This is a genomic window from Dellaglioa sp. BT-FLS60 (genome assembly GCF_054941065.1).
In genome coordinates, this window is sequence record NZ_JBSOLI010000027.1 from 1 (window position 1) to 24,501 (window position 24,501).

The 24,501-nt window shown below is 34.0% G+C and carries 31 protein-coding genes; 5 read left to right on the forward strand and 26 right to left on the reverse strand.

Annotated features, from left to right (window positions below; all coding sequences use genetic code 11):
* Positions 1 to 96 precede the first annotated feature (96 nt).
* Positions 97 to 504 (reverse strand): CvfD/Ygs/GSP13 family RNA-binding post-transcriptional regulator, encoded by a 408-nt coding sequence (locus ACVQ8P_RS01330; protein ID WP_462297050.1) that lies wholly within the window; start codon positions 502 to 504, stop codon positions 97 to 99.
* 52 nt (positions 505 to 556) lie between these two features.
* The gene (locus ACVQ8P_RS01335) at positions 557 to 1,141 is read right to left on the reverse strand and encodes a peptidylprolyl isomerase (protein ID WP_462297051.1); all 585 of its coding nucleotides are present in this window, start codon (positions 1,139 to 1,141) and stop codon (positions 557 to 559) included.
* A 131-nt stretch (positions 1,142 to 1,272) separates the two neighbouring features.
* On the opposite strand from ACVQ8P_RS01335, the gene ACVQ8P_RS01340 reads away from it, so the two are divergent.
* Both ACVQ8P_RS01340 and ACVQ8P_RS01345 read left to right on the forward strand, forming a co-directional pair.
* Positions 1,273 to 2,256: an NAD(P)/FAD-dependent oxidoreductase gene (locus tag ACVQ8P_RS01340; protein WP_462297052.1), complete on the forward strand. Its 984-nt coding sequence runs from the start codon at positions 1,273 to 1,275 to the stop codon at positions 2,254 to 2,256.
* Between the two features lie 33 nt (positions 2,257 to 2,289).
* Entirely contained in the window at positions 2,290 to 2,928 is a 639-nt protein-coding gene (locus ACVQ8P_RS01345; RefSeq protein WP_462297152.1) for a VTT domain-containing protein, read from the forward strand.
* Between the two features lie 40 nt (positions 2,929 to 2,968).
* Here the strand turns inward: ACVQ8P_RS01345 and ACVQ8P_RS01350 are convergent, their stop codons facing one another.
* From ACVQ8P_RS01350 to ccpA, 17 genes are all read right to left on the reverse strand, one after another.
* On the reverse strand, positions 2,969 to 3,601 hold the full coding sequence (locus ACVQ8P_RS01350) for a TIGR01906 family membrane protein (RefSeq protein ID WP_462297053.1): 633 nt from the start codon (positions 3,599 to 3,601) through the stop codon (positions 2,969 to 2,971).
* On the reverse strand, positions 3,585 to 4,370 hold the full coding sequence (locus ACVQ8P_RS01355) for a TIGR01457 family HAD-type hydrolase (protein WP_462297054.1): 786 nt from the start codon (positions 4,368 to 4,370) through the stop codon (positions 3,585 to 3,587). Before ACVQ8P_RS01355 ends, ACVQ8P_RS01350 begins: the two co-directional genes overlap by 17 nt.
* A gap of 23 nt (positions 4,371 to 4,393) precedes the next feature.
* A complete protein-coding gene (locus ACVQ8P_RS01360) occupies positions 4,394 to 5,020 on the reverse strand; it encodes a YutD family protein (RefSeq protein WP_462297055.1) in 627 nt (208 codons plus the stop codon).
* 37 nt (positions 5,021 to 5,057) lie between these two features.
* Positions 5,058 to 6,428 carry a bifunctional metallophosphatase/5'-nucleotidase gene (locus ACVQ8P_RS01365; RefSeq protein ID WP_462297056.1) on the reverse strand — a complete coding sequence of 457 codons (1,371 nt, stop codon included), beginning with the start codon at positions 6,426 to 6,428 and terminating at the stop codon, positions 5,058 to 5,060.
* A 3-nt stretch (positions 6,429 to 6,431) separates the two neighbouring features.
* Positions 6,432 to 7,043, reverse strand: a complete 612-nt coding sequence (locus ACVQ8P_RS01370; RefSeq protein WP_462297057.1) for a metallophosphoesterase — start codon at positions 7,041 to 7,043, stop codon at positions 6,432 to 6,434.
* Between the two features lie 91 nt (positions 7,044 to 7,134).
* Positions 7,135 to 8,508, reverse strand: coding sequence for an amino acid permease (locus ACVQ8P_RS01375; protein ID WP_462297058.1), 1,374 nt, complete (start codon positions 8,506 to 8,508; stop codon positions 7,135 to 7,137).
* Between the two features lie 105 nt (positions 8,509 to 8,613).
* Entirely contained in the window at positions 8,614 to 9,630 is a 1,017-nt protein-coding gene (locus ACVQ8P_RS01380) for a class I SAM-dependent methyltransferase (protein WP_462297059.1), read from the reverse strand.
* A 78-nt stretch (positions 9,631 to 9,708) separates the two neighbouring features.
* On the reverse strand, positions 9,709 to 10,005 hold the full coding sequence (locus tag ACVQ8P_RS01385; RefSeq protein WP_462297060.1) for a hypothetical protein: 297 nt from the start codon (positions 10,003 to 10,005) through the stop codon (positions 9,709 to 9,711).
* Positions 9,992 to 10,363: a competence type IV pilus minor pilin ComGF gene (locus ACVQ8P_RS01390; RefSeq protein WP_462297061.1), complete on the reverse strand. Its 372-nt coding sequence runs from the start codon at positions 10,361 to 10,363 to the stop codon at positions 9,992 to 9,994. Before ACVQ8P_RS01390 ends, ACVQ8P_RS01385 begins: the two co-directional genes overlap by 14 nt.
* Before the next feature lie 62 nt (positions 10,364 to 10,425).
* Positions 10,426 to 10,713 carry a hypothetical protein gene (locus tag ACVQ8P_RS01395; protein ID WP_462297062.1) on the reverse strand — a complete coding sequence of 96 codons (288 nt, stop codon included), beginning with the start codon at positions 10,711 to 10,713 and terminating at the stop codon, positions 10,426 to 10,428.
* A 1-nt stretch (position 10,714) separates the two neighbouring features.
* A complete protein-coding gene (locus ACVQ8P_RS01400) occupies positions 10,715 to 11,101 on the reverse strand; it encodes a hypothetical protein (protein WP_462297063.1) in 387 nt (128 codons plus the stop codon).
* Positions 11,102 to 11,126: 25 nt separating this feature from the next.
* Positions 11,127 to 11,441 carry a competence type IV pilus major pilin ComGC gene (gene comGC, locus ACVQ8P_RS01405; RefSeq protein ID WP_462297064.1) on the reverse strand — a complete coding sequence of 105 codons (315 nt, stop codon included), beginning with the start codon at positions 11,439 to 11,441 and terminating at the stop codon, positions 11,127 to 11,129.
* Entirely contained in the window at positions 11,438 to 12,490 is a 1,053-nt protein-coding gene (gene comGB / locus ACVQ8P_RS01410) for a competence type IV pilus assembly protein ComGB (protein WP_462297065.1), read from the reverse strand. Before comGB ends, comGC begins: the two co-directional genes overlap by 4 nt.
* Positions 12,441 to 13,421, reverse strand: coding sequence for a competence type IV pilus ATPase ComGA (gene comGA, locus ACVQ8P_RS01415; RefSeq protein WP_462297066.1), 981 nt, complete (start codon positions 13,419 to 13,421; stop codon positions 12,441 to 12,443). Before comGA ends, comGB begins: the two co-directional genes overlap by 50 nt.
* 115 nt (positions 13,422 to 13,536) lie before the next feature.
* Complete coding sequence (locus ACVQ8P_RS01420) at positions 13,537 to 14,271, reverse strand: YebC/PmpR family DNA-binding transcriptional regulator (protein WP_462297067.1); 735 nt, start codon at positions 14,269 to 14,271, stop codon at positions 13,537 to 13,539.
* 108 nt (positions 14,272 to 14,379) lie between these two features.
* A complete protein-coding gene (locus tag ACVQ8P_RS01425; RefSeq protein WP_462297068.1) occupies positions 14,380 to 14,883 on the reverse strand; it encodes a VanZ family protein in 504 nt (167 codons plus the stop codon).
* Between the two features lie 76 nt (positions 14,884 to 14,959).
* Positions 14,960 to 15,961: a catabolite control protein A gene (gene ccpA / locus ACVQ8P_RS01430; RefSeq protein ID WP_462297069.1), complete on the reverse strand. Its 1,002-nt coding sequence runs from the start codon at positions 15,959 to 15,961 to the stop codon at positions 14,960 to 14,962.
* Between the two features lie 206 nt (positions 15,962 to 16,167).
* On the opposite strand from ccpA, the gene ACVQ8P_RS01435 reads away from it, so the two are divergent.
* Positions 16,168 to 17,271 carry a M24 family metallopeptidase gene (locus ACVQ8P_RS01435; protein ID WP_462297070.1) on the forward strand — a complete coding sequence of 368 codons (1,104 nt, stop codon included), beginning with the start codon at positions 16,168 to 16,170 and terminating at the stop codon, positions 17,269 to 17,271.
* A gap of 50 nt (positions 17,272 to 17,321) precedes the next feature.
* Here the strand turns inward: ACVQ8P_RS01435 and ACVQ8P_RS01440 are convergent, their stop codons facing one another.
* A complete protein-coding gene (locus tag ACVQ8P_RS01440) occupies positions 17,322 to 17,831 on the reverse strand; it encodes a hypothetical protein (RefSeq protein ID WP_462297071.1) in 510 nt (169 codons plus the stop codon).
* A 17-nt stretch (positions 17,832 to 17,848) separates the two neighbouring features.
* The gene (locus ACVQ8P_RS01445; protein ID WP_462297072.1) at positions 17,849 to 18,247 is read right to left on the reverse strand and encodes a DUF948 domain-containing protein; all 399 of its coding nucleotides are present in this window, start codon (positions 18,245 to 18,247) and stop codon (positions 17,849 to 17,851) included.
* 190 nt (positions 18,248 to 18,437) lie between these two features.
* Between ACVQ8P_RS01445 and ACVQ8P_RS01450 the strand changes: the two genes are divergently transcribed.
* Positions 18,438 to 19,349, forward strand: a complete 912-nt coding sequence (locus ACVQ8P_RS01450) for a mechanosensitive ion channel family protein (RefSeq protein ID WP_462297073.1) — start codon at positions 18,438 to 18,440, stop codon at positions 19,347 to 19,349.
* A gap of 54 nt (positions 19,350 to 19,403) precedes the next feature.
* Here ACVQ8P_RS01450 and ACVQ8P_RS01455 read toward each other — a convergent pair whose 3' ends face one another.
* Genes ACVQ8P_RS01455 through cbpB form a run of 3 tightly spaced genes read right to left on the reverse strand, consistent with a single transcriptional unit; the run spans position 19,404 to position 21,782 of the window.
* The gene (locus ACVQ8P_RS01455) at positions 19,404 to 20,549 is read right to left on the reverse strand and encodes an N-acetyldiaminopimelate deacetylase (protein ID WP_462297154.1); all 1,146 of its coding nucleotides are present in this window, start codon (positions 20,547 to 20,549) and stop codon (positions 19,404 to 19,406) included.
* A gap of 27 nt (positions 20,550 to 20,576) precedes the next feature.
* On the reverse strand, positions 20,577 to 21,284 hold the full coding sequence (gene dapD / locus ACVQ8P_RS01460) for a 2,3,4,5-tetrahydropyridine-2,6-dicarboxylate N-acetyltransferase (protein ID WP_462297074.1): 708 nt from the start codon (positions 21,282 to 21,284) through the stop codon (positions 20,577 to 20,579).
* 12 nt (positions 21,285 to 21,296) lie between these two features.
* The gene (gene cbpB, locus ACVQ8P_RS01465; RefSeq protein WP_462297075.1) at positions 21,297 to 21,782 is read right to left on the reverse strand and encodes a cyclic-di-AMP-binding protein CbpB; all 486 of its coding nucleotides are present in this window, start codon (positions 21,780 to 21,782) and stop codon (positions 21,297 to 21,299) included.
* A 166-nt stretch (positions 21,783 to 21,948) separates the two neighbouring features.
* Here cbpB and ACVQ8P_RS01470 point away from each other — a divergent pair, with 166 nt between their 5' ends.
* On the forward strand, positions 21,949 to 22,680 hold the full coding sequence (locus tag ACVQ8P_RS01470; protein WP_462297076.1) for an MIP/aquaporin family protein: 732 nt from the start codon (positions 21,949 to 21,951) through the stop codon (positions 22,678 to 22,680).
* Between the two features lie 55 nt (positions 22,681 to 22,735).
* Here ACVQ8P_RS01470 and ACVQ8P_RS01475 read toward each other — a convergent pair whose 3' ends face one another.
* Both ACVQ8P_RS01475 and ACVQ8P_RS01480 read right to left on the reverse strand, forming a co-directional pair.
* Complete coding sequence (locus ACVQ8P_RS01475) at positions 22,736 to 23,254, reverse strand: metallophosphoesterase (RefSeq protein WP_462297077.1); 519 nt, start codon at positions 23,252 to 23,254, stop codon at positions 22,736 to 22,738.
* A gap of 1 nt (position 23,255) precedes the next feature.
* Positions 23,256 to 24,500 (reverse strand): XTP/dITP diphosphatase, encoded by a 1,245-nt coding sequence (locus ACVQ8P_RS01480; protein WP_462297078.1) that lies wholly within the window; start codon positions 24,498 to 24,500, stop codon positions 23,256 to 23,258.
* Position 24,501 lies beyond the last annotated feature (1 nt).

Genomic DNA, 24,501 nt, shown 5'->3' on the forward strand with positions numbered 1-24,501 from the left:
TATCAATCAGCTTTATTAATATACCATCTGGTATATCTCATGTCAATACTTTATTTATAATATTCATTGTCGCCTTAACAGCACTTATTTAATATATCAGCTTTCTTTTTCCTGGTCAAGCTTATTTCTTTTAATATCATCTAATTGCTGATCAATCCATAAGTCTATTTTGTCATCAATTGCTTTAAATCCAGTATCTACAGACCTATTTGTCCAATAATATTTATGTGCTATCTTAACCCCAAAGCTTTTAAAATCATTATTTATTCTGTCTAAGTCTCTAATTGAAAAACTCATTTTACCGTTATATTCATCAATATCAATAATTTTAACCGTAATTTGTTCATTGATTTTTAAATAATTTAATATGTTATCCACATAACCATTATGACATTCCGAAATATGAATCAATCCTTGGACACCTTCCGAAATAGTTACAAAAGCCCCATATGGTTGAATACCTGTTACAATTCCTGATATTTCTTGCCCAATTCTATATTTCATTAAAACTCCTTTCAATAAATCGTGACAAAATAAAAAAGGATTTTCATCCTCTTTATTTTGTTACTATCATATCTTTAATTACAATTGGTTCAATTGGTTTATCTTGCATAGCTGTTTTTGCATTTGCAATCTTGTCAACAACTTCCATTCCATTGATTACTTGTCCAAATACCGTATGATGAAAATCTAACCAAGGTGTTCCACCATTTCTATATTCTTCAATTGCTTCTTCGGGATACTTTGCATCCTTCAATTGAGTAATCATTTGTTCAGGAACATTTGAATTTTGAACAATGAAAAACTGACTACCATTTGTTGCTGGGCCCGAATTAGCCATTGATAAAGCTCCTCGTAAATTAAATAATTCTGGTGAGAACTCATCCTCAAACGAATTACCCCAAATACTTTCGCCACCCATTCCAGATCCAGTTGGATCTCCAGATTGAATCATAAAATCAGAAATCACTCGGTGAAAAATAACATCTTTATAGTAACCTTGTTCTGAAAGTCCCATAAAATTTTCTACCGTCTTAGGTGCTTGTTCAGGAAATAATTGAATTGTAATATCCCCATAATTTGTAACCATTTTAACTTTTGGTCCAACTACATGTTCTAAGTCTAATTGTGGATATGCCATAATTGTTGTTCCTCCTCTTCAAACTTTAATAATTTCATTGTACCCAACTTCACTCCATTTTACTATTACTTTATATTTTTTATGCGTTATACTACTATAATGTTATTAAGAAAGATTGTTAGGAGACAATTATGACAACAAATGAAATATTTGATATTACTATTATTGGTGCTGGTCCAATTGGGCTGTTCGCCTCAACCTATGCTCATATGCGGCAAGCTAAAACACAAATTATCGAAAGCCTCCCTACTGTTGGTGGACAAGTCGATACATTATATCCCGCAAAAAAAATCTATGATATTGCCGGATTTCCCAGTATATCTGGTGAACATTTAATTAAACAGCTCTCGGATCAAACAGCCGAATTCAATCCTGATATTAAATTAAATGAAACAGTCTTACATTTTGAAAAAGAAAACGATCTTTTCAAAATTAAAACTTCCAAACGAATTACATATAGTAGAACAATTATTATAACTGCTGGAATTGGGTCCTTTCAGCCCCGTAAATTAAAAGTTCCTACTGCATCCGCTTTGGAAAATGAATTTTTATTTTACAATATTAGTGACCTTTCAAAATTTGCTCATAAAACAATTGCAATTGCCGGTGGTGGTGACTCTGCTATCGACTGGGCAAATGAATTAGTTCCAATTACAAATCAGATTCATATGATTCATCGTCGGCCTAATTTTAGGGCATTGGAATATAGCGTCACAAAATTACAAAAAACTGATACTATTTTTGAAACGCCCTTTGTTATTGAATCACTTACTAAAAAAGATGGACGTCTTGCAATTTCATTGAAACATTCTAAAGATAATATTAATAAAACAATAACTGTTGATAATTTACTTGTGAATTATGGCTATTTATCCGATAATAAACTTATTCAAACATGGGGATTAGACATGGCTAAAAAACTAATTTCAGTAAATTCTGAAATGGCTACTTCAATTCCCGGTGTTTTTGCTGCAGGAGATATTGTCTCATATCCAGGCAAAGTAGCCCTGATTGCCGCGGGCTTTGGTGAAGCACCAACCGCTGTAACTAGTGCCTTAAGCTTCATTAATCCGAAGACCCATAGAACTATTCACAGTACTCAGCTAATAAAATAAAGAATTAAAGGGGTATTTATAATTATGTCTGTCATAAACTTCTTCATAGATTTTGTTTTACATATCGATACACACCTAATCAGCATTGTTCACAACTTTGGTAACTGGACCTATCTCATTTTATTCCTTATTATTTTTATTGAGACCGGTGCCGTCATTCTACCTTTCTTGCCAGGTGACTCACTTTTGTTTGCTGCCAGTGCCTTAGCCGCCAATCCAATTTATCATTTAAATATTTGGATATTCGTAGGACTTTTTATCATGGCTGCCTACACGGGCGACTCATTAAACTTTTTTATCGGTAAAAAAGTAGGAAGTTCCATTTCAGACCATCCCATGTTCAGTAAGTTAATTAGCCAGGATAGCCTTGATAGAACAGAACAATTCTTTAACAAACACGGTGGCCCAGCTATTATTTTAGCCAGATTTATGCCAATTATCCGTACGTTTGCCCCATTCATTGTTGGTGGTAGTGGGTTTAAATATTCTCGCTTCCTACATTTCAGTCTAATTGGTGGTTTCGCATGGGTATCCGTCTGTTGTGCTGCTGGATTTTTCTTTGGTAATATTGCAGTCGTTCAAGAACATTTTTCTTTTGTCGTACTAGGTATTATATTGATTTCATTAATTCCAGCTGTATTCAGTGGCCTAAAGGCAAAATTTAGTAAATAAAAATACGAGAATTGTGGGCTAACTCACAGTTCTCGTATTTTTATTTACTCTTCTTTATTTCTTTTTTTCCAATAAACATGCCTAAAAAGAAGCATAACTCAATTAGACAAAAAACTAATAAGAAACAAATCATAAAAAAATTTTCGGGTAATGCCAAAATAATAGGATCCAGTTGCGGATTAAATATCCAATCATTATTTCTAAACATCAGTTCATGAAACAATATAAAATAATATTCAAAATTAAAAAACAATAAAAAAACACTTAGAAAAGGAATAGTCGCCGCCATCTGAAATGGTCTAATCAATTTCCATAGTTCCTTTTGCTTGATCATTTGGCGAATAAACAGGATTGCGATAAATCCAAAGATTAAAAAGCAGGCATAATTAAACTGAAATAATTGTTTAACATCATGGTAATGCTCCATGCCATTGTATGATGATGGTAGCGTCATTTGTAATTTATTGACCCACGGATAATTAAAATAACTTAATAAACTTTTATAATCAGCTATTAATCCCGTCTGAGATAACCCAACCAATTTTTCTAGATGTGATGCTTTCACAAAAATTTTATAAATAAATGTGCTGTTAATCACAATTATAATAGAAAAAGAGACAATCGCCAGGTATAAACTTAGCCACTGTCCCGTTTTTTTAATGCGCTCTATCATTATCAAAGTCCCAATCATCAAGTGAATCTATTTGAATGGTTGGTTTAATTGGTTTTGATGCCACTAATGCTTTCGTTGAAACACCTGTATAAACTAACATTGTATCAACACCAAAATTAATTCCAGCCATAATATCTGTCATATAGTTATCACCAACCATCACAACTTCATTTTTCTCTAAGCCCAATCTTAATAATGCTTCTTTCATAATAATTGTTTCTGGTTTACCAATATACGTCGCCTTTTGTTGCGTTGTGCACTCAACCATCCGCACCAATGATCCAGCTCCAGGAAGAAGCCCACGTTCATTCGGAATATTAGTATCAGCATTCGTTCCGATAAATTTAGCACCACGCTTAATAGCCAATGTAGCCATTTCAAATTTGTGGTATGTGACATCAGAATCCAATCCCACGACCACGTAATCAGGTGTTGCTTCTTCAACCGTGAAATTTTTATCCATAATTGCTTGTTTTAAGCCATGTTCCCCAATAATATAGACACTTCTTTTATCGTGATCTAATGCTTCTAAATAGTCTGCAGTTGCAAGCGCCGCCGTATAAACTTCTTTTTCTGTCACGTGTATATCAAAATTATTGGCCAAATTAGCAACAACATCCACTGGCATTTTAGTCGTATTATTAGTCACGAACAAAAATGGTATTTTCCGAGCTTGCAAAGAATCAATGAATCTTTTTGCAGCTGCAATTTTTTCTTTGCCCCGATAGATTGTGCCATCTAAATCAATCATATAACCTTTATATGCCATTATTATTACCTTCTTTATTAAATTTAAGATTTATCTTTTTGTCTGATTACAAATTCATGTTTTTTTGTACGCTTTGGTACTGGTTTTACTACCGGTTTTGAAACAGATTTTTTTGATTTAACTGGTTTAGGTTTGTTTAATTGTACTTTTGGTTTCTTGTTTTTAATTTGATATTTTTTTTCAGCTGTATGTGCTTGTGCCGCTGGTTTTCTTCTTTTCTTAATTGGTTTAACTGTTTTTTTACGCTCTTTAGGATTAGAAATTGGTTCGGGCTTTTGAATTTCCAAATTATGTAAAACAAAATAAGAACATCCAAAATTACAGTATTCATACAAATAGTCTTCAAGTGTATCAATACATTGTGATCGATAGGCCTTTTTATTTTCAGTCTTATAAAACCCTCTTAATCGAAGTTGATCATATCCCCAATCCCCAACGATATAATCATATTTTGTTAAAATTTGACTGAATCTTTCAGTTAATTTCTCTATTTCAAAACCATCTCTATAATTGGTAACAAGATCATATGGACGGTTATCGATTAATACTCTAGTCTCGCTCTGACGAACAACGTCGCTTGCATAAGCTTTAATTTTTTCTGCTTTTATAGCAAGCTGTTGTTCTCTTTTTTCTTTTTGTGCTTGATTCAACTCTCAAACCTCCTTTTACTACTTTAGTCATACTTCATTATACAGAAAATTCCGCTTTTAAATAGTCCCCAACGTAATCTCTTAAAAATTTCTTGCCATTTATTGAGATTTCTCCCGTTATTTCTATAGTCGGAAAGAACGGAATATACATAAAATGATCAACCGTTACGATGGTATAATGCGCGTCAGGATTAATCTTTTGACCATGATAAATTAATTCACCGTCTACTTCTACTAGTCCATCAATGATAACAGCACCAAATAATTGCCCTCTAAAACCCATCCCTTTGATTGGAAATTTTTTGAGAAAGGGTCTATTTTTTTTAATTTCCTGAACCAACCGCCATAAATTATAGCCCGTTAATTTAACAGTAATAACCCGCATTGGATGTGGTAATGCCTGATGTAAATCATTTCTAGTCACAACACCTTTTTGTAAATCTTTCAAAAGTAGCCCACCGTTTAGCATTGCAATATCTGTTTTTGTAGCTGCTTCAATGGCTTTTAACGTTGTTTGCATCAGTGTTGAATTTTCAGTCCATGATGCCTTTAAATCTTCAGGTAATTTTGCGATAACTTCTGAACTTAAAATTTTCTCGCCGCGTGCTCTATAATCTATAATCTCAGATTGATCGCTAATAATTTCGGGCAGGCTTTCGGTTTTAATCACTTTAGCAGATTTTTTTACAATCTTATGATTCTCAAGTTCAATTGAAACTTCACCAGTGTACATCCCCCATTTACCTGCGGCGGCCAATAATGATTGGTTTACATTTTCGCCAAATTCTAATAAATGATGAGTATGGCTACCTAATATAATAGCTATCTGTGGGTATTTTTGAGCCACTTTTCTATCTACACCCAGTCCTAAATGTGACAATAAGACAATAACGTCCACATTGTTCGTCAATTTTTTTAAAAGTGCTGGCAGAACAGTATCTATCCGATTGGCTTCCCAACCATTCATTTCATATGACATTGGAAATGGTGCAGTTAGTGCAATGACGCCAATTTTAGTACCAGCCATCGTTTCAATAATCTTATATTCATTCGCCCATGAAGGTCGGCTGCTAATTTCTTCGTCCACCACATTATCAATAATGACATCAAATTTTGCATCATCATATAAATGTTGTAACTGTTCTCGAGAATTACCAATGCCTTCGTTGTTACCAATTGTGACCGCATCATAATCTACTGCGTTCATTAATTCAATATTTGCTTTACCATTTGTTGCTTCAGATAACGGATGAACACGATCAATGGCATCTCCAATATCAAAAGTTAAGACAGTTTGATTTTGTTTTTCAAGTTTTATTTTTTCTGCTTGTAAAAACCGTCTCATTTTAGGCCAATTTTCTAAATGTGAATGCATGTCATTTGTATGCAAAATCGTTATTTTTTCCATTAATTAATCCGCCTCATTCTGCTTTTTTAATGCATCTTTTTTACCATTAATCATAACTTCAATTTCATTCATCGTGAATGGTGCACCAAACTTTTTCTTATTTTTTAAATAACTACTTTCCGGCGAATCAATGCCAACATTAATGTTAGTCTCAGAATTCACACTATAATGATGGATATGACCGTGTAAATTAATACTGTTGTTTGTAATTCCCAACATCATAGGATAATGCGTCAAAAATAGTTGGTGATGATTCATTTTCAATAAAATACCAACATCATGAAATACAAATTTAGGCTCATCGTTGATTAAAATATTTTGTTTTTTTATATAATTAATAACTGAACGATTATCATGATTCCCTTTTATAAAGGTAATTCGACCATTCAATTGCATTAAAAGTTGAAAAATGGCATCATTTCCACCAGAATTAGCCATCAACACTGCAATATCTCCAAGATGATAAACTAAATCATTGTCGGTAACCACTTCATTCCAATTATTAATAATTGCTTGATCCATCTCATCAATATTTTTGAACGGTCTTGGTGCAAAATCACTGTTCCCAAGCAATTTTTCATGCATAAAATGTGTATCCGCTGTAAAAAATACCATAACCTTTCACCCTCTTCTTAACCATTTTATAATTTATATCCCAAATATACAAAAAAAGACCTTAACAAGTACTCGGTCTTCCAGTCAAACTTTAATTTGAAAATTTCATTTGAACACTTTTAATAACATATAACACGAATAACCAACCAATTGAAGCGATTAGTGCGATTAATGTGTCTGCTTTTAAACATAATACAATACCTACAAAAGCAAGAAATGCCAAAATCAAGTAATTTGTAATGGGAAAAAGAGGCATTTTAAATGTTAATGTTGCTTCCGCTTTTTCTAATTTAATTTTTCGTCGATATTTCAAATGTGCGATTACAATTGCGCCCCAAATGAACAAGAAACATGTCGTTGCAATACTTGAGATAAATGTAAACACAGATGCTGACATAAACATATTCAGCACAACTGAAATTGCAATCACAATTGTCGAAAATTTCAGTGCAAATGCCGGAACTTGATTATGTGATAATGTGCTAATTTTTTTAGAGAATTTATTTTTCTTATTGTAATTCAAGGAGAATAACATTCTACCCGTACTGAATAAAGAGCCATTACAAGCGGATGCAGCAGCCGTAATAACAACGACATTAATAATACTAGCAGCCGATTTTATACCAATATTTTCAAATACTTGAACAAATGGACTTTGAGATTCTGAAATCATATTCCAAGGATAAATGGCAATGATTGCCAGCAATGAACCCATATAAAATAAAATAATTCTTAATGGTATTTCATTAATTGCCTCAGGAATAACCTTCATTGGATTTTCAGTTTCTGCAGCTGTTAATCCCACCATCTCAATACCCACAAAACTAAATAACACCATCTGGAATGATAGAATAAAGCCTTTAATTCCTTGGGGGAAAAAGCCACCATGACTGACTAAATTCGTCAAACTAGCATGTCCAGCTGTCGTTTTAAAATTCACGGCAACCATATAAATACCCACACAAATCAATGCAATTATAGCAACAATTTTAATAAGGGCGAACCAAAATTCTGTTTCGCCGAACAATCCTACCGTAACTAAATTGATTCCCAAAAGAATGAGTAACATTATCATACCGGGAATCCATTGCGGTAAGTTAGGAAACCAAAACTTCATATACAAACCAACTGCGGTAATTTCTGACATTGCAATTGTTACCCAGCAAATCCAATAAGTCCAGCCAGCTATAAAGCCTACTTTTTCACCTAAATATTCATAAATAAAATCAATAAACGAATGTGAATTCACATTTGATAATAAAAGTTCACCCAGCGAACGCATTAAAAGAAAACATGCAATCCCTGTAATGAGATAGGCTAGCAAAATAGATGGCCCAGCCAAATGAATAGATTGACCTGCTCCCAAGAATAATCCAGTCCCTATTGTTCCACCAATTGCGATTAGTTGAACATGACGGCTTTTTAATCCTCTAGAATGGTACTCGTCTGAACTTTTTTCTGTCATTGTTATTCAACTCCCTCTATGTAATTAGACAAATTATACACGACGTTTACCCATATCCAAAGAAAAATTTTAATAACAAAAAAGTAACTCACAATATGAGTTACTTTATTTGTTGTTAAAATTTGTTTGAATCCACTTATCTAGTGTCTTAACAAAACCTTGAAACTGCTTTTCATCTTTTAATGATGGAAAATCACCTAATAATACTTCATCAACTTGTGCACTATTGTTCCCGTGCTTTTGCAAAATTAAAATTGATTTACGTGAATTAGCTGAACTAAATAATTCAACTGGCAGATTAAGCATCCCTTGAAGATAGGCATTAGCCTGAATATAAGTTAATAACTTTTTAGCTTCTTCTGTTTCAAATAAGCCTGTTGGTACTAGATAGACCCCAAAGCCACCTTCATTCAAATAATTAATTGATTGTTCAATTAATAAGTGGTGAACATATGAATGGCCTTCAGTCGCATGCGTAGCAAAATGAGTGACTCTTTCATCTAATGGATAATAACCAATCGGCAAGTCTGCTATAACGACGTCCGATTTTTTTACAATTAAATCATCAATTGCATCTTGGTGAAATAATTCAAGGTTCAGCCGTTGTAATTGACCGCTTAGTCCAGCAATTGATAGCATGGTGTCATCGTTATCAACACCGTATGCTTTAGAAATTTTAAAGTGATCTGCAGTCATTTGATTTAAAACAGTTGTCAATAAATTACCTGAACCAACTGTAATATCCAATAGACTAAACGTTTTCTTTGAATCCATTAATTTTTCTAAAACAAATGCAGCCAAAAAGCCAATCGTGTCTGGCGTCATTTGATGATTAGGCTGAATTCTTTCTTTTCTTGTTGCTTTTAGTAAAATTAATTGCACAACTTTGCGTACATCTTCTGATGATAGCGTATCTAAATTCATTTTTTTGTAAATTTGATTCAATAACTTTACATCTTGTTCGTTCGGTAACCCATCTTCTACATGCGTTGATTTATTGTCTAACAAATTATTGCTAGTCTCAATAAACGCATCCAAATAAGTGATTTCCAAACTTTTTTGTAAAATGTCAATTGTTTCGCTAATTTGATTAAAGTTCATTTCAATTTCTTCTAATGACATAAAATCACTCCTTGAATTTATTTGCTCGTTTCAGTTTAACGATTTTCAATTCTCAATTCAAGTTAAGTTGCTTTTTTATCATTTTTCAGAAAAAGAATATTGGTTGCCATTCCTTAAAGTCACTCGATAAGTTTCTTTTTGGCATTCAACCACACCTAAATTATAGTCGTACTTTTCATTTGATTTTTTAGATTTTTGATTTAAAATAGTCATATTTTTCATCGTTTCTGCTTGATTATAATGACATATCTTTTGATAACTAGCAATTTTAGTATGAAAATATAATAGCTGACCAAGTAATAAAATAATCATCATCATTAAACAAAATATGGCTGATACAACTAAATGTCCCTTCAATAATTTATTTTTGCGCATTTTGGTCCTTCTTTTCCATTGGAATTACCAATTTTAAAGTCCTATTTTGACGTTCTTGCTTAATTTTCAAGAATAAAATAGGCTCGTCATATTCAATTGAAAATGACTTTACATGATATAAAATGGGCACATGGCCTCCAGAAAAACCAACAAATTGAATCATTTCATCATGCTGACTCAGATAATAACGCGCCCCTGTTTTGTCATTTTTCATTGAAATTGTATATTTACCCACATCTATTATCTTTAGATTTAGCTGATCTGATTCTAATAATCCGATGCATTGCTGTAATGAAAACTCACTATTCCCAGTGTTTTCTTGACATTGGTTCGCGCATAACTTCCAGCATGTCATCATCAGACTAAGCGAAATGACAAAAATACCTAAAGCGACAATTGTTTCTAATAGTGAGAAACCTTTCAATTTAATTTAACACTGACTAATTCAGCCCCAGATTTAATTCGAATTTCAGATTTAGTCGCACTCTGTAACTCACCATCAACTATTTTGGCCAAATCGCCTGTTGGCTTAATTCTTAATAATTGACTAACTTCTCTTAAATTTCGCGTAGTCGTTACTTTATGATTCCAAGTATCCTCTTGTTTGCGTAATGTATGATTCGTTTGAACATATAGTCCAAACCCTGATGCCACAATTGTTAACGTCATAATAGCATCAGCTAGCACAATTCCTGACATTTTTCGCATTTTAATCCCCGTCCTTTCTAATAAATTGACCCCATCCAATTTGAAAAACCAATTTTTGATTTCTGTTTGGTAATGTTGATTTAAAATTAACTGTTTTCCCAGTAATTTGGCCACTTTTACTTATTTTTATGCTGACCCTTTTTTTAACGGTCACCGTCTCTGGATAATCTAATTTAATTTTTCCAGTTCCATTAATAATGGTCATTTTGTCATCATTAAAATTAATGACACTGGGTAACTTATTCATAGGTGCCTCGACTACTGCACTTTGCCAAAGCTGTTCAAAACTTTGCCAAAATTGTTTTTCTTTAGCTGTCGCCAATACTTGATCCATCGGCCCCATTAAAAGCAAACCGCATGCACTGGTAACTGCTAATGTTATAAGCATCTCAAATAAAGTAAATGCTTCAAATCTATTTTTCAGTTTTAACGACATTATTTGAAATAACAATATGATTTGATTGTGCTTCCTTTTCTTGCTTTTCAGTTAAATATTTTTCTGAAACTAAATCAGCAAAATTAATAGATTTATTGTGTGTTTCATTTTCATACAAATCAACTTGGGTTTGAACAACACTCACCAATGCTTCATCATTCACACGCTTGGCACTAGTTCTCTGATGCCCAATATTAGGTAATATAATTAACATTAAAAGTGAAATAATAAAAAGTACACATAACATTTCAACAAGCGTAAATGCCTTTAATTTTTTCTTATTTTTTTTCATTGAATTTCCTCCATAGTTTGATACATAGGTAACAGAATCGTTAAATATAAACCAACAATACAAGCCGCTACAATAATAAATGCGATTGGCTGAACATAAATCATGATTTTTTCAACAGATGACTCAAATTTTCGATAAGTTAATTCAGAATACATCAATAATTCCTGACTCATGACATCTAGCGTGTTGCCTTTTGCGATAAATATTGTTAATTCTTTTGGAAATAACGGATTTTTATCAATCAATTGTTTCGTATTACCACCATTTCCAAAATGGCGTGTTAATTGATTTCCCAACTGATACAGTAGCGATTTTTGATCGAATTGATTTAAGTAATCACATATTTCATTCAAGTTCAGTCCACTTGCTAAAAGTAGACCCAAATTAAAAGTTAAATAATAATGACAATAATCCCGATAAATTTTACCAATTATTGGCACTTGGCAATACCAAACATGTCGATTCATCGTACTTTGCTTTGAAACACGTACTGCAGTCTTAATCATGTAACAGACAATTAGACCCACAAAAATTGCGACGATACTTTTCAATAAAATTAGTTTAATACCAGAATTAGCTGGCGTACTTCCTAATTCACTATAATTAATTTCGGGTAAAATGAATCGTTGGATGCCAATATATAAAGCAACCAATAAACCCATCAAAATCATTGGATATTGCAGAAGCTGCTTTAATTGTCTCTTTTGTTTTACTCTGACTGCCATCAATTTACCCAGCTGTCCAATACTTTTATTTAATCCACCATATTTTTCAGAAATCATAATTTGATAATATGAACTTCTTGAAATATAGGGTTTAATCCCCGCTGAAAAAGGTTTTCCTTGCCTTAACTTTGCTTCAATTTTTTTAATATCTAACTGACCTGTCGAAAATAATCTTGTTGTCGTGGCTAAGGCTTGTCTCAGCGAAAATCCGGAATCTAGTAAATCTGCCAAAACTTCGAAAAATTCACTTTGTTTTTTAATTGCCCATTGTCGTCTATTGGTAACGATTTGCTGTTTCAGTCGTAATAATGTTGTTTTTAACACATTGATCAAGATTTTTATGCCACCTTTCCAAAGATGTTGCTTGATTAGATGTTTTTTCAAAAACTGTCTGCAGATGCTGACCCGCTAATATATCAAACAGAACTCCTTCTTTTCCTTGTGTTGTTTCAATTAGTCGTTGATAACTAACTGCCCGCAATGATTCAGTCAAATCCTTGCGACTAATACCGAGATTTTCAAGTCGCTTAATTGTTCCTTCCGCGTTTCTGGCATGCACCGTACTCAAAATTAAATGACCACTCATTGCTGCTTTAATGGCTGCATTAGCGGTTAACTCATCCCTAATTTCACCAATAATAAAAATGTCAGGATGATGTCTCAAGCCAACTTTCATTAATTCTGCATAAGTCATATTGGCTTTATCATTAACCTGCAACTGAATAAAATTAGGGTTGAGAATTTCAACAGGATCCTCAATGGTTAAAATGGTTCTTTGTTTCTGTATCATTTCGGCTAATTGATACATAGTTGTCGTTTTCCCTGAACCCATTGGACCTGAAAATAAAATTAACCCACTAGATTCGCATAAATCTGCTAACTGTTGAAATTGTTTGGGTAAAAGTCGGAATGCTGCCCCCTCAGTCTCTGAATAAATAAACCGAATAACAATTGATTCCCGACCTAAAAAATCGCCGACGCTTGAAATTCTACAATTTACTTGTTCGAGTCCTACTTGCCACTGAAAAGCACCAAACTGAGGTCGTCTTGTTTCACTCAAAATCATATTCGCCTTAAATTTAAGAAAATTATTCATTTGCATCATCTTTTTTTCTGAACATGCATCAAGATTATAATACTTATTTAACACTCGATACTTGACCCAACACCCTTTAGCATTTGGAATGATATATAAATCACTTGCCCTATTTTCGACGCAAATTTTAAAAATAGCATCCATTTCTGTTTCAATCATTTCACTATTCCTCCTCTCCTTATATTGAAATACGCAAAAAAAGCCAGAATATTTAAATTCTGGCTTTTTTTGCGTATTTTATTTTTGACCATTTAATCGTTATTTTTAATACACTTTATTCTTCGTTTGATAAATCACCAGCATGGAATACTTCTGAAACATCGTCATCGTCTTCCAATGCATCAATCATGTGATGGAATTGTTCAATTTTATCTTCAGGAACTGGTACAAGATTTTGAGGAACCATGACCAATTCGAATACAGCTAATTTGTATCCTTTACCTTCTAATGAAGCACGGACTTCTGGTAAATCTTTAGAATCTGTATAAATTTCAAATAATTCTTCTGATGTTTTTAAATCTTCAGCACCAGCATCAATAACGTCCTCGAACATTGTATCTTCATCAGTATCCAAGTCTTCACGAGAAATAACAATATATCCTTTACGATCAAACATGTAGTTAACTGAACCAGTTTCACCTAAGTTCCCACCATTACGAGTAAACGCAATACGAACTTCTGAAGCAGTTCGATTACGATTATCTGTCAATGTATGAACTAAAATAGCGACACCACCTGGTGCATAACCTTCATATGTGATTTCTTCATAATCTGCACCCTCTGAACCAGATGCTTTATCAATGGCACGTTTAATATTATCTTTAGGCATATTTGCAGCTTTAGCTTTATCAAGCATTAAGCGTAATGAGGGGTTCGAATCGGGATCAGGACCACCACTTTTTGCAGCCATGTAAATTTCTCTCGATAATTTTTGGAATATTTTACCACGCTTAGCATCTTGTGCATTTTTACGACCTTGGATGTTATTCCATTTTGAATGTCCTGACATAATTCCCTACCTCTTTCCGAAATGTTTCTGAATTTTTACTTTTAACCGTTTACTATAGTATCAAAATAACCATCTAATATCAACATGATTCGCGCGAAACAGCCTAATTTAGTTCTTCTGAGCCTTTCTACGTTGATAAAGTGTCAAAATTAATAGTGTCAATAAGACACCTATTGTTGCGCCTATCGTATCAAGCACAACATCTTGAACTAAAGGCGTTCTTCCACCTGTGAGACTCTGATGAAATTCATCAAGTGATGCATAAACTGCTGCACAGACAACTGCAATTAAGCCACTATAACGCCATTTTTTAATTTTATTTTTCAATCCTAAAAATAAAAAACTAGCCATAAGGAAATACGTTGTAAAGTGAGCACCCTTCCGAATAAAAAACTCCACTAATTTGAAGTAACCAACATTTTGAAAACTTTCATCTTCTCCCGCATAATTAAATGAAATATGCGATACCAAATTTTCAAACGGTTTATTAGCTAGATATTTTTCGAGGAAAGGAATCGATGTCTGCTGTTTATAAGTTTCTGATGAACTAATAAACAGAATGATAATAATTAGTATTGCTAAAATAAAGTAAATATTGTTTTTATTTTTCATGAAAATTCCCATCCAATTCTAATAAAAAAACTTGATTTACCCCAAATGAAATTTGGAAAATCAAGTTTTTATTAAATTATTTTGTTGAAGAACGTTTAATTAATCCATATGGTAATTGAATTGTTTTTTCACTAACTTCTTCTTTATCCATTAATTTTGTTAATAATCTCATTGATACAGCCCCTAAATCATATAAAGGTTGCGTGATTGAAGATAATTTTGGACGAACAATTTCCGTTAATTTTGAATCATTACTTGTAATAATTTCAAAATCTTCTGGTACTTGTAACCCAGCATCTCTGGCACCGTTCAAGACCCCAACAGCTAACTCATCGTCACCAACAAAAGCTGCAGTTGCATGACTTGAAGCAATTGCTGGCCATAATGTTTCACCAGCACGATAAGAATAATCCGTTTCAAAAATCAATTCTTTATCAAATTTTAGTCCTGCTTTTTCCAAAGCCATCTTGTAGCCTTTAAGACGATATTCACCATTAATCGGTTCATCCATTGAACCTGAAACGAAAGCAATACGTTTATTTCCATTATTAATCAAATCAGTCACTGATTCCATAACAGCTGCAACGTAATCAATATTTACACTACCTAATTCTCCAGTAGGATCAACTGATCCTGAAAGAACAACTGGTGTGCGACTTCTCTTAAGTTCAGCACGTAACTCATCCGTAATTTTATTACCCATGAAAATAATACCATCAACTTGTTTTGCTAATAATGTGTTTAAAACTTGCACTTCTTTTTGACCATTTTGATCAGAATTAGCTAAAATAATATTATATTTATACATTGTTGCAACATCATCAATTCCACGAGCTAATGATGAAAAGTAAATATTAGTCACATCAGGAATAATAACCCCAACTGTTGTCGTTTTCTTACTTGCCAATCCTCTGGCAACCGCATTAGGTCTGTAATCAAGACGATCAATGACTTCTAAAACTTTCTTTCTTGTTGCAGGTTTAACATTTGGGTTACCGTTAACCACACGTGAAACGGTAGCCATTGAAACAGCTGCTTCTCTTGCTACATCATAAATTGTAATTGTTTGTTTATCCATTAGTATTATTCCCTCTCATTACTTAAATATCAAGTTTTCATTCCGTTTTCAAGCACTAGAATAATTTAGCAAATTTTCAAGACAATTGCAAGCGTTTTTACCTTATTTTCATGAAAATAAATTTTATTTAATGAAAATTCCGATGTTTCTGCGTTATTCCTGACTTATGTTATAATGCAGTATACTATTGTAAAGGGAGAGATTTCATGTCACATATTGCATCTTTACAACAATGGCTTGCCAATAATGGTACAGACATTGCTTATATCAACGACCCTATGAGTATCCAATATTTTACCGGTTTTGAAAGTGATCCTATTGAGCGTGTTTTAGCACTCTTTGTATTCCCTGACCAAGACCCATTCTTATTTACACCCGCTCTTGAAGTTGAAGCTGCCAAAGATACCGGCTGGAAATATCCAGTCTATGGCTACCTTGACCATGAAGATGCCTTTGCAATCATTCAAGGTGAAATTAATAAACGTCAGAATTCACCAAAAAAATGGGCTATTGAAAAAGGTAGCTTAACTGTTGAACGTTATGACGCTATCCGTCGTATTTTCCCAAGTGCAGAATTCGTTGCTGATGCAACAGGCTTCATTGAAACCCTCAAAGTCATTAAAACACCCGACGAGATTGAAAAATTAAAAGTCGCCGGAAAATGGGCAGATGTTGCTTTTGAAGTTGGCTTCAAAGCCCTTCAAGAAAATAGAACTGAACAAGATATTGTTGCTGAAATTGAATACGCAATGATGAAACAAGGTGTCATGCACATGAGTTTTGATACAATTGTGCAAAGTGGCAAAAATGCTGCAGAACCTCATGGCTTTGCAAAAAAAGATTTGATTCAACCAAATGCCTTAACCTTGTTCGATTTAGGGGTTATCTCAGACGGTTATATTTCAGATGCTAGTCGTACCGTTGCTTTTGGTAAACCAAATGAAAAATCATTAGAAATTCATAAAGTTTGTCTTGAAGCTCAATTAACAGCACAAGCTGCCGCTAAACCCGGTATGATTGCTGAAGATCTAGATAAAATTGCTCGCGATATCATTGTTAAAGCTGGTTATGGTGACTACTTTATTCATCGACTAGGTCATGGTATGGGTCAAAGTGAACATGAATTCCCTTCAATTATGGAAGGAAATAAAATGGAACTTAAACCTGGTATGTGCTTCTCAATTGAACCAGGCATCTACATCCCAGGCGTTGCCGGTGTCCGTATTGAGGACTGTGTTCATATAACTGAAAATGGTAACGAAGCCTTCACATTTACACCAAAAACATTACAAACAATTGAACTTCATTAATTAAAAAAGACTCATTACAAATTGTAATGAGTCTTTTTCATCGCTATTTTCTATTTTTCGCCTGTCCATCCATCTGGATAGATTGTTTCAGCTTTTCCTTCTGCTTCATCGGCATCTTTAGCTTCACCAAATGCACTTTTACTATCAACATAAATATCTTCATCAGCTAAGTCTGAAAAATCATCTGTTAAATCAGTCATTTGTTCAAAAATACCGTCTGATTCCATAGCTAATTTATTTTTTAAATCATTTTTTGCTTTAATTAATGCCTCTTTAGCATTCACATAAGCATCTTGACTCATGATTAAATCACTTTTTTCAGAAATTTTATCACTCAGGTTATTTTTTATTTCATCCAAATTACTCAATCTACCTTTTAAATTATCGCTAGCATCTTCAGCGTAAGCTTTATACTCTAACACAAGATCGCGTGCATCCAAGGCTTTTTCTTCGATTTGATTTTTAATATCTTGTTTCGTTTTTTCAGAAACCAATTTAGAAGCCACGTATGCGGCAACCCCACCTGTAATTGCTAATCCTAATAAGAATTTTTTTGACATATTAAACCCTCCCTGACTTAAACTTTTCTATTTTTATAAAAATCAAATGCTTTTTTACCAACGTTAATGAAAGCTGATGAATTTCTGGCTTTTTTTGATGTCGATGAAACGTGCGATACCAAATCACGACTTGCATCATTCAAATCAGATACACTCTCACTTAAGTCAGCAACTGCTTGAAATAACGGATCAATCGTTGCCACTTTACCATTCACATCATCTAATAAAACATTTGATTTCACGAGTATACTTTCAACTTCTCCTGACAACCCATCAACATCATCAGTAATAGCTGAAATGCTTTTATTAACTTCTCCTAGTGTTCGCATCATTCGCATCAGAACGAATATAATAAATAGAACTAAAACCGCGAAAGCAATAGCGGCAATTAATCCTGCAATTTGTCCACCTGTCATAATAATTCCTCCTGTCTAAATCTAAAACTTATTTACTATATGTACAATAATACAAAATCTACTTATAGAATAGCATTCGAGCCTCTAAACTGCAATCGATAACATGCGCCTTTTCAGTATTTAAATTACACATTGCGTCATATGTTTGCTATGATAATACCAATAAATAAATTTAGGGGTGAGTAAAATTTTGAACAATCTTTTTTTAGAACACTTCTCAAAAAATAACTTGATTTTAGGTACCTTAACAAAGACTGTTACAAAACAAAGTAACTTTCTTTCGCGTTACATCGCTAGCATTAATTGGGATTCAATTATTAGCCATTTAGTTGAACTAGCATCCTCACTTATTTTTTTCTCTTTCTTATTTATTCTCATTAATTGGATTGGAAAAAAAATTATTCGTCGCACTTTTACTCGATATCGAGAATCCGATAAATACTCGACAAATAGAGTTAGAACGATCAATTCATTAACATCAAATCTGTTTCATTACGTGATGTTATTCTTCTATTTCTACGCTATTCTTTCCGTACTTGGCGTTCCCGTAGGCACCTTAATCGCCGGTGCTGGAATTTTAAGTGTGGCCTTAGGCCTTGGTGCACAGGGATTTGTAACAGATGTCGTAACTGGCTTCTTTATTCTTTTAGAACAACAATTTGATGTCGGTGATATCGTTAGAATTGATACTATCGAAGGCCCTATCGTAGCCGTTGGATTACGGACAACTCAAATTGAAGATTATGATGGTATTTTACATTTTGTTCCAAATCGAAATATCACAATTGTCAGCAATTTATCACGCAACAATATGCGAGCAGTCATTGATATCAGAATTGATGTCGCCGATGACGTTGATAAAATTACTCAAATCGTCCAAAGTGTTAATGAAAAATTAGTCCCACTTCATCCAGAAATTAAAGATGGTCCAAATATTTTGGGCTTGGTGGACCTTGGAAAAGGAAATTTAGTCTTTAGAGTCGTTGTGTTCACTCTGAATGGGGAACAAGCACCTATCCAACGAACATTCCTAGCTGGTTACCTGACAGCGCTAAATGAAGCTCATATGCACATTTTAAATTCACCTATTACACTTAACTAAAAATGACCCAATTATGAGACACTTCTGAAGTGTTCATAATTGAGTCATTTTTAGTTATTTAGCTATTTGTTGATCTCTATCCGTTAAAAAGTGAGTCATTGCAAGAACCCCTGCATCAATAGCAGATTCTTTTGGCGCCAAAAATTCAGAGTGAAGTGAATAAGGACTATCCACACCCAACCAAAACATAGTTCCAGGTATTTTTGACAATAAAAACCCAAAATCTTCGCCGGTCATTGCTGGCTGAGTTTCCACAAATGAAACTTCTGGGTCATTTTTCATAAAATTAATAAAGTTTTCAGTCTTGTTTTCATCATTTTCAACTGGTAAATAACCACCTTGAATTAAATTCAACTCTACTTCGCAACCGTACGTTAATGCAACACCTTCACAAATTGTTTTTACTCGTTTTTGGATTAATACATTCATTTCTTGTGTTAATGCACGAATTGTCCCGTTAATTTGTGCTTCACCAGCAATCACATTGCCGGTAGTTCCTGCTGTAAATTGGCCTAACGTAACGACTCCAGATTGAATGGGGTCAACATTTCGACTGACAATTGTTTGCAATTGAGTCACTAACTGTGCCCCCGCAACAACCATATCGTTAGCTTGATGCGGATAGGCAGCATGCCCACTTTTACCCGTTAAATGCGCATGAATTTCACATGTTCCTGCAAATAAAGTGCCTAATCGCGTTCCAATTGTCCCAGCAGGTAACTGCGGATTATCATGAAAAGCATAAATCTCATCAGGCATCCACTCATCTAATAAGCCACTCTCATAGAGGCGTTTACCGCCACTAGCATTTTCTTCAGCTGGTTGAAAAATAAACGTCATATTTGCTGCCGGTTGATTTTCTGAAAAGTAATTCAGAATTCCTAATGCAACTGTCATATGAATATCATGTCCACAGGCATGCATTCTGCCCTCATTTCGTGATGCAAATGGTAGCCCAGTCTTCTCAGCAACTGGCAGCCCATCAATATCAGTTCGATATCCAATCGTATAATGCCCCGTCGAACCCGATAATCGCACTAAAATACCAGTTTCAACCGTTTTAATTGTCATAAAATCTTGATTAAATTTTGAAATTAAGTTCAATAAATAGGCTTGAGTTTCAAATTCTTCTAATCCAATTTCTGGAATCTGATGTAAATCCCGTCTAATTTTAATTAGTTCTTCAGTTGTTAAACTCATTTCCATCTGTACCTCTCTAATTCGTCTCTAGATATTACGTAATTCTGCTAAAATTTCTGTTTTATCTTTTGTTTTATCATCAATATCTTTAATTTTTTTGGCGGGCATTCCGACAACTACTGTATAAGGCGCCACATCTTTAGTCACAACAGCGCCAGCACCAACAACGGCACCTTTACCAACACGAACACCTTCAAGAACAACAACATTACCACCGATTAAAACATCATCTTCAATAATAACGGGTGTCGCTGAAGGTGGTTCAACAACTCCGGCAAGGACTGTTCCGGCACCAATATGACAGTTATCCCCAACAATTGCACGGCCACCTAAAACAGCACCCATATCAATCATTGTACCTTTACCAATTTCTGCACCAATATTAATGATAGCACCCATCATAATAACAGCATTGTCCCCAATTAAAACTTGGTCACGAATCACTGCACCTGGTTCAATTCGAGCATTAAATTTTTTCAAATCCAATAATGGAACAGCTGAATTGCGTGTTTCATTTTCAATATGAGAACTTGTAATTTCTGATGTTGCTTTTAGGAAAGGTTCAACATCTGCCCAATCCCCAAATAAAACACCCGCTTTGTCATTTAAGTAGTCTTCAATTGTATCTGGTACTTTAATCCCTGTTAAATCACCTTTAACATAGACCTTCACTGGTGTTTTCTTTTTTGAATTACTAATAAAATTAATAATTTCGTGTGCATCTAAAGTTGCCATAATCATTCTCCTCTATATTTTAGTTTCTTTGTTTTCATTTTCTTGAACCGTATAATTTTTCTCAAATTCATGAGCAATATGATTCATACTTTTCATGAATTCACGTCGTGTCACGATTCCCGTAAAACTACCATCGCTAGCAACAACTGATAAAAAAGGATGATCAACAAGTAAATGTAAGACCATTTCAATATCATAAGGATCTTGGATAGTTGGGACATCCGTTTCCATAACATCTTTAACACAGATTTCATGTAACCGGCTGACGTCCAATTCATCCAGTCCTAACATTGTCTCAGTAATCATGGCTAAGGATAACAATCCCTTAAACTTATAGTCATTATCTAACACCGGAATTTTAGCATAACGCACTTTTGTTAAAACCAATAATGCATGATCCAGAAAATTATTTTCTTGCACATTTGCAACAATTTCGGCTGGAATTAAAAAGTGTTCCTGGTTTTCGGATAACATTTTTTCAATAGACTTAGCTATCATTCAATAGATCCTCCTTCCAATCTTTTAGTACACTCTCTATTTTATAATAGATTGAACTCAGACACTAATTTTTTTCCGAAATTACTGCAATTATTAATAAATATTTACATTTGCTAACAATATTGGTATCATAATAAATATTGTCATCAAAAAATAGGAGGATACGATGGATTATTCATTAGCAACAAGATTGGCAGCAGAATTTATTGGAACAGCCATTATGGTCATTTTAGGTAACGGTTCAGTTGCCAACGTTGAACTTGGACAAACAAAAGGACATGGTAGTGATTGGGCTTTAATCGCCTTTGGTTACGGATTTGGTGTTATGATTCCCGCCTTAATTTTCGGTAGTATCTCAGGAAATCATATTAACCCCGCTTTCACATTAGGTTTAGCCGCTTCTGGTTTATTCCCATGGAGTGAAGTACTTCCTTATATATCAGTACAATTGTTAGGTGCATTTGTTGGACAAGCCATTATCGTCGCAGCTTACAAACCTTACTATGATCAAACAACTGATCCTGATCGTATTTTAGGAACTTTCTCAACTATTGATGCCGCTCAAAGTAAATTAAATGGTTTCATTAATGAATTTATTGGTACTTTTATTTTAGTATTTGGTGCCGTTGGTATTACAAAAGCCCCATTCTTCGCTGATAACCTTGGAACAGCTAATATGGGTGTCGGATTCTTAGTTCTTGTATTAGTTGCCTCATTAGGTGGCGCAACTGGTCCAGCCTTGAACCCAGCACGTGATATTGCACCTCGTTTATTACATCAACTATTACCTCTTAAAAATAAAGGAACGTCACAATGGAGTTACAGTTGGGTGCCAGTTGTTGCCCCAATTACAGCCGGAATTTGCGCAGTCTTCTTATATAAAACAATTTTCATGTAAACCTAAAAAGGTAATCTCAAAATGACAATATCATTTGAGATTACCTTTTTTTATTTTAGTGTTTAAATTCAAAAGTTAATTCAGGTACCATTTTATGTTGTCGCGTAAAATATGAAACATGAATAACTTTCTTATTTGTTTCGACAATTGCGTAAGTTCCCCCAAGGTCACGATACTTTCCTCTAGGTAAACTAATGCTTCCAGGATTTAAAAGCAGCATTCCATCAGCCATTTCACACCCTAATTCATGCGTATGTCCAAAAAATGCAAATTTTGCGTGCTTAGCTTGTGCTTTTAATTTTAATGTCAACAAGCCTGTCTTCACACCTGTTAAATGCCCATGTGAGACATAAATTGTTTCATCGTTCACAACTTTAACTAATTCTTTAGGAAAATTCATATCAAAATCCATATTTCCAATAACGGCATTAAACTCATTAAAAAGAGTATCATCTGCCTCTAACTCTGAGTCGCCACAATGAAAAAAGGCATCAACTTGATTTTGATTATGGGCCAAAATAGACTCTAATATATCACGATCTCCGTGACTATCACTCACAACTAAACATTTCATCCTACTTTTCCCACCAATCATTAAATTCTGCCATTAAATTAACTGTTGCACGACCACGATGACTGATTTCATTTTTTTCATCTTCAGTTAATTCAGCCATTGATCTGTCCAATTCAGGGACATAAAAAAGGGGATCATAACCAAACCCGTTATCTCCACGTGGAATTCCCAGAATCAAACCAGACACTTCACCATCCACAACCAGTGACTCACTACCAGGTTTTGCAAAAACTAAGGTTGTATGAAAAGTTGCTGTTCGTTGGTCTCTGGGAACATCCGTCAACTCATGTAATAGTTTCGCATTATTAGCGGCATCATCATGATCTCCAGCAAATCGAGCAGAAAAAATACCTGGTCGTCCATCTAAAGCATCTACCATCAAGCCCGAATCATCAGCTAGGACAGGCAGCTGCGTCAAGTTTGAAATCGTCTCAGCTTTTAATCTAGCATTTTCTTCAAATGTTGTTCCCGTCTCTTCAACATCTGGTAATTCAGGATAATCTAATAACGTTGTAATTTTAAAACCTAATGGATTGAAAAAGCGTTTAAATTCAATTGCTTTTCCCTCATTTTTAGTTGCGATTAATATCACATCTTTTTGATTTTCAATATGCTCGTTTTGAATCATTATCGTCTGCTTTTGTGAAGAACCCATTAATTCTGATAATCCTTCCATTGCACCACCCAAGAGTTGTGTTAATTTATCACCAAGTAAATCAGCATTTGATTTCTCAAAACTTAGTTGTAAGAAAGCACCTGCTTCATTCTGGACAATGACTAAGTGACTGTCCGCTTTTAATTCTTCTTCATTAGTTAAATCAGCAAATAATTCAAAGCCAATAAAGCCCACATTAATCGCTGAAAATGGGCTTAACTTAGAGTCCTTACCACTCTGTAACATTAAATTTTGAATAGCAACGTAACTCGCATTAATCACTGCTGCAACAACATCCCCATCTGCTTGTATAAGCTGAACTTGTACCTCAAATCCGTTTTCCAACAATGGTTCTGCTAAGGCTATTTTAAGGGATGCGGATATTAAACCACTATTAATATCCGATTGGGTCCCTAACCATTGACTAATTTCCACTTTTAAAATCCCTACGTCAGATGTTTCGTTAACTAAAATTGCCACCTTAGTACGGCCAAGTTGGTAGTCAATCGCACTATCGACTTGTTTAAGATTTAATTTTTTAATTGAGACCGGTCTTACTTCTAAATTATCTCTATTCTCATATTTACGCATA

Coding starts and splice junctions, on each gene's coding strand:
- ACVQ8P_RS01470 (WP_462297076.1), top strand. CDS start 21,949: ATGGATTATTCATTAGCAACAAGATTGGCAGCAGAATTTATTGGAACA.
- ACVQ8P_RS01385 (WP_462297060.1), bottom strand. CDS start 10,005: ATGCGCAAAAATAAATTATTGAAGGGACATTTAGTTGTATCAGCCATA.
- ACVQ8P_RS01445 (WP_462297072.1), bottom strand. CDS start 18,247: ATGACAGGTGGACAAATTGCAGGATTAATTGCCGCTATTGCTTTCGCG.
- ACVQ8P_RS01330 (WP_462297050.1), bottom strand. CDS start 504: ATGAAATATAGAATTGGGCAAGAAATATCAGGAATTGTAACAGGTATT.
- ACVQ8P_RS01420 (WP_462297067.1), bottom strand. CDS start 14,271: ATGTCAGGACATTCAAAATGGAATAACATCCAAGGTCGTAAAAATGCA.
- ccpA (WP_462297069.1), bottom strand. CDS start 15,961: ATGGATAAACAAACAATTACAATTTATGATGTAGCAAGAGAAGCAGCT.
- ACVQ8P_RS01440 (WP_462297071.1), bottom strand. CDS start 17,831: ATGTCAAAAAAATTCTTATTAGGATTAGCAATTACAGGTGGGGTTGCC.
- ACVQ8P_RS01390 (WP_462297061.1), bottom strand. CDS start 10,363: ATGATGACATGCTGGAAGTTATGCGCGAACCAATGTCAAGAAAACACT.
- cbpB (WP_462297075.1), bottom strand. CDS start 21,782: ATGATAGCTAAGTCTATTGAAAAAATGTTATCCGAAAACCAGGAACAC.
- ACVQ8P_RS01365 (WP_462297056.1), bottom strand. CDS start 6,428: ATGGAAAAAATAACGATTTTGCATACAAATGACATGCATTCACATTTA.
- ACVQ8P_RS01370 (WP_462297057.1), bottom strand. CDS start 7,043: ATGGTATTTTTTACAGCGGATACACATTTTATGCATGAAAAATTGCTT.
- ACVQ8P_RS01375 (WP_462297058.1), bottom strand. CDS start 8,508: ATGACAGAAAAAAGTTCAGACGAGTACCATTCTAGAGGATTAAAAAGC.
- ACVQ8P_RS01340 (WP_462297052.1), top strand. CDS start 1,273: ATGACAACAAATGAAATATTTGATATTACTATTATTGGTGCTGGTCCA.
- comGA (WP_462297066.1), bottom strand. CDS start 13,421: ATGATTGAAACAGAAATGGATGCTATTTTTAAAATTTGCGTCGAAAAT.
- ACVQ8P_RS01480 (WP_462297078.1), bottom strand. CDS start 24,500: ATGCGTAAATATGAGAATAGAGATAATTTAGAAGTAAGACCGGTCTCA.
- ACVQ8P_RS01425 (WP_462297068.1), bottom strand. CDS start 14,883: ATGAAAAATAAAAACAATATTTACTTTATTTTAGCAATACTAATTATT.
- ACVQ8P_RS01350 (WP_462297053.1), bottom strand. CDS start 3,601: ATGATAGAGCGCATTAAAAAAACGGGACAGTGGCTAAGTTTATACCTG.
- dapD (WP_462297074.1), bottom strand. CDS start 21,284: ATGGCAACTTTAGATGCACACGAAATTATTAATTTTATTAGTAATTCA.
- ACVQ8P_RS01355 (WP_462297054.1), bottom strand. CDS start 4,370: ATGGCATATAAAGGTTATATGATTGATTTAGATGGCACAATCTATCGG.
- ACVQ8P_RS01335 (WP_462297051.1), bottom strand. CDS start 1,141: ATGGCATATCCACAATTAGACTTAGAACATGTAGTTGGACCAAAAGTT.
- ACVQ8P_RS01400 (WP_462297063.1), bottom strand. CDS start 11,101: ATGCTTATAACATTAGCAGTTACCAGTGCATGCGGTTTGCTTTTAATG.
- ACVQ8P_RS01455 (WP_462297154.1), bottom strand. CDS start 20,549: ATGAGTTTAACAACTGAAGAACTAATTAAAATTAGACGGGATTTACAT.
- ACVQ8P_RS01475 (WP_462297077.1), bottom strand. CDS start 23,254: ATGAAATGTTTAGTTGTGAGTGATAGTCACGGAGATCGTGATATATTA.
- ACVQ8P_RS01395 (WP_462297062.1), bottom strand. CDS start 10,713: ATGCGAAAAATGTCAGGAATTGTGCTAGCTGATGCTATTATGACGTTA.
- ACVQ8P_RS01380 (WP_462297059.1), bottom strand. CDS start 9,630: ATGTCATTAGAAGAAATTGAAATGAACTTTAATCAAATTAGCGAAACA.
- ACVQ8P_RS01435 (WP_462297070.1), top strand. CDS start 16,168: ATGTCACATATTGCATCTTTACAACAATGGCTTGCCAATAATGGTACA.
- comGC (WP_462297064.1), bottom strand. CDS start 11,441: ATGAAAAAAAATAAGAAAAAATTAAAGGCATTTACGCTTGTTGAAATG.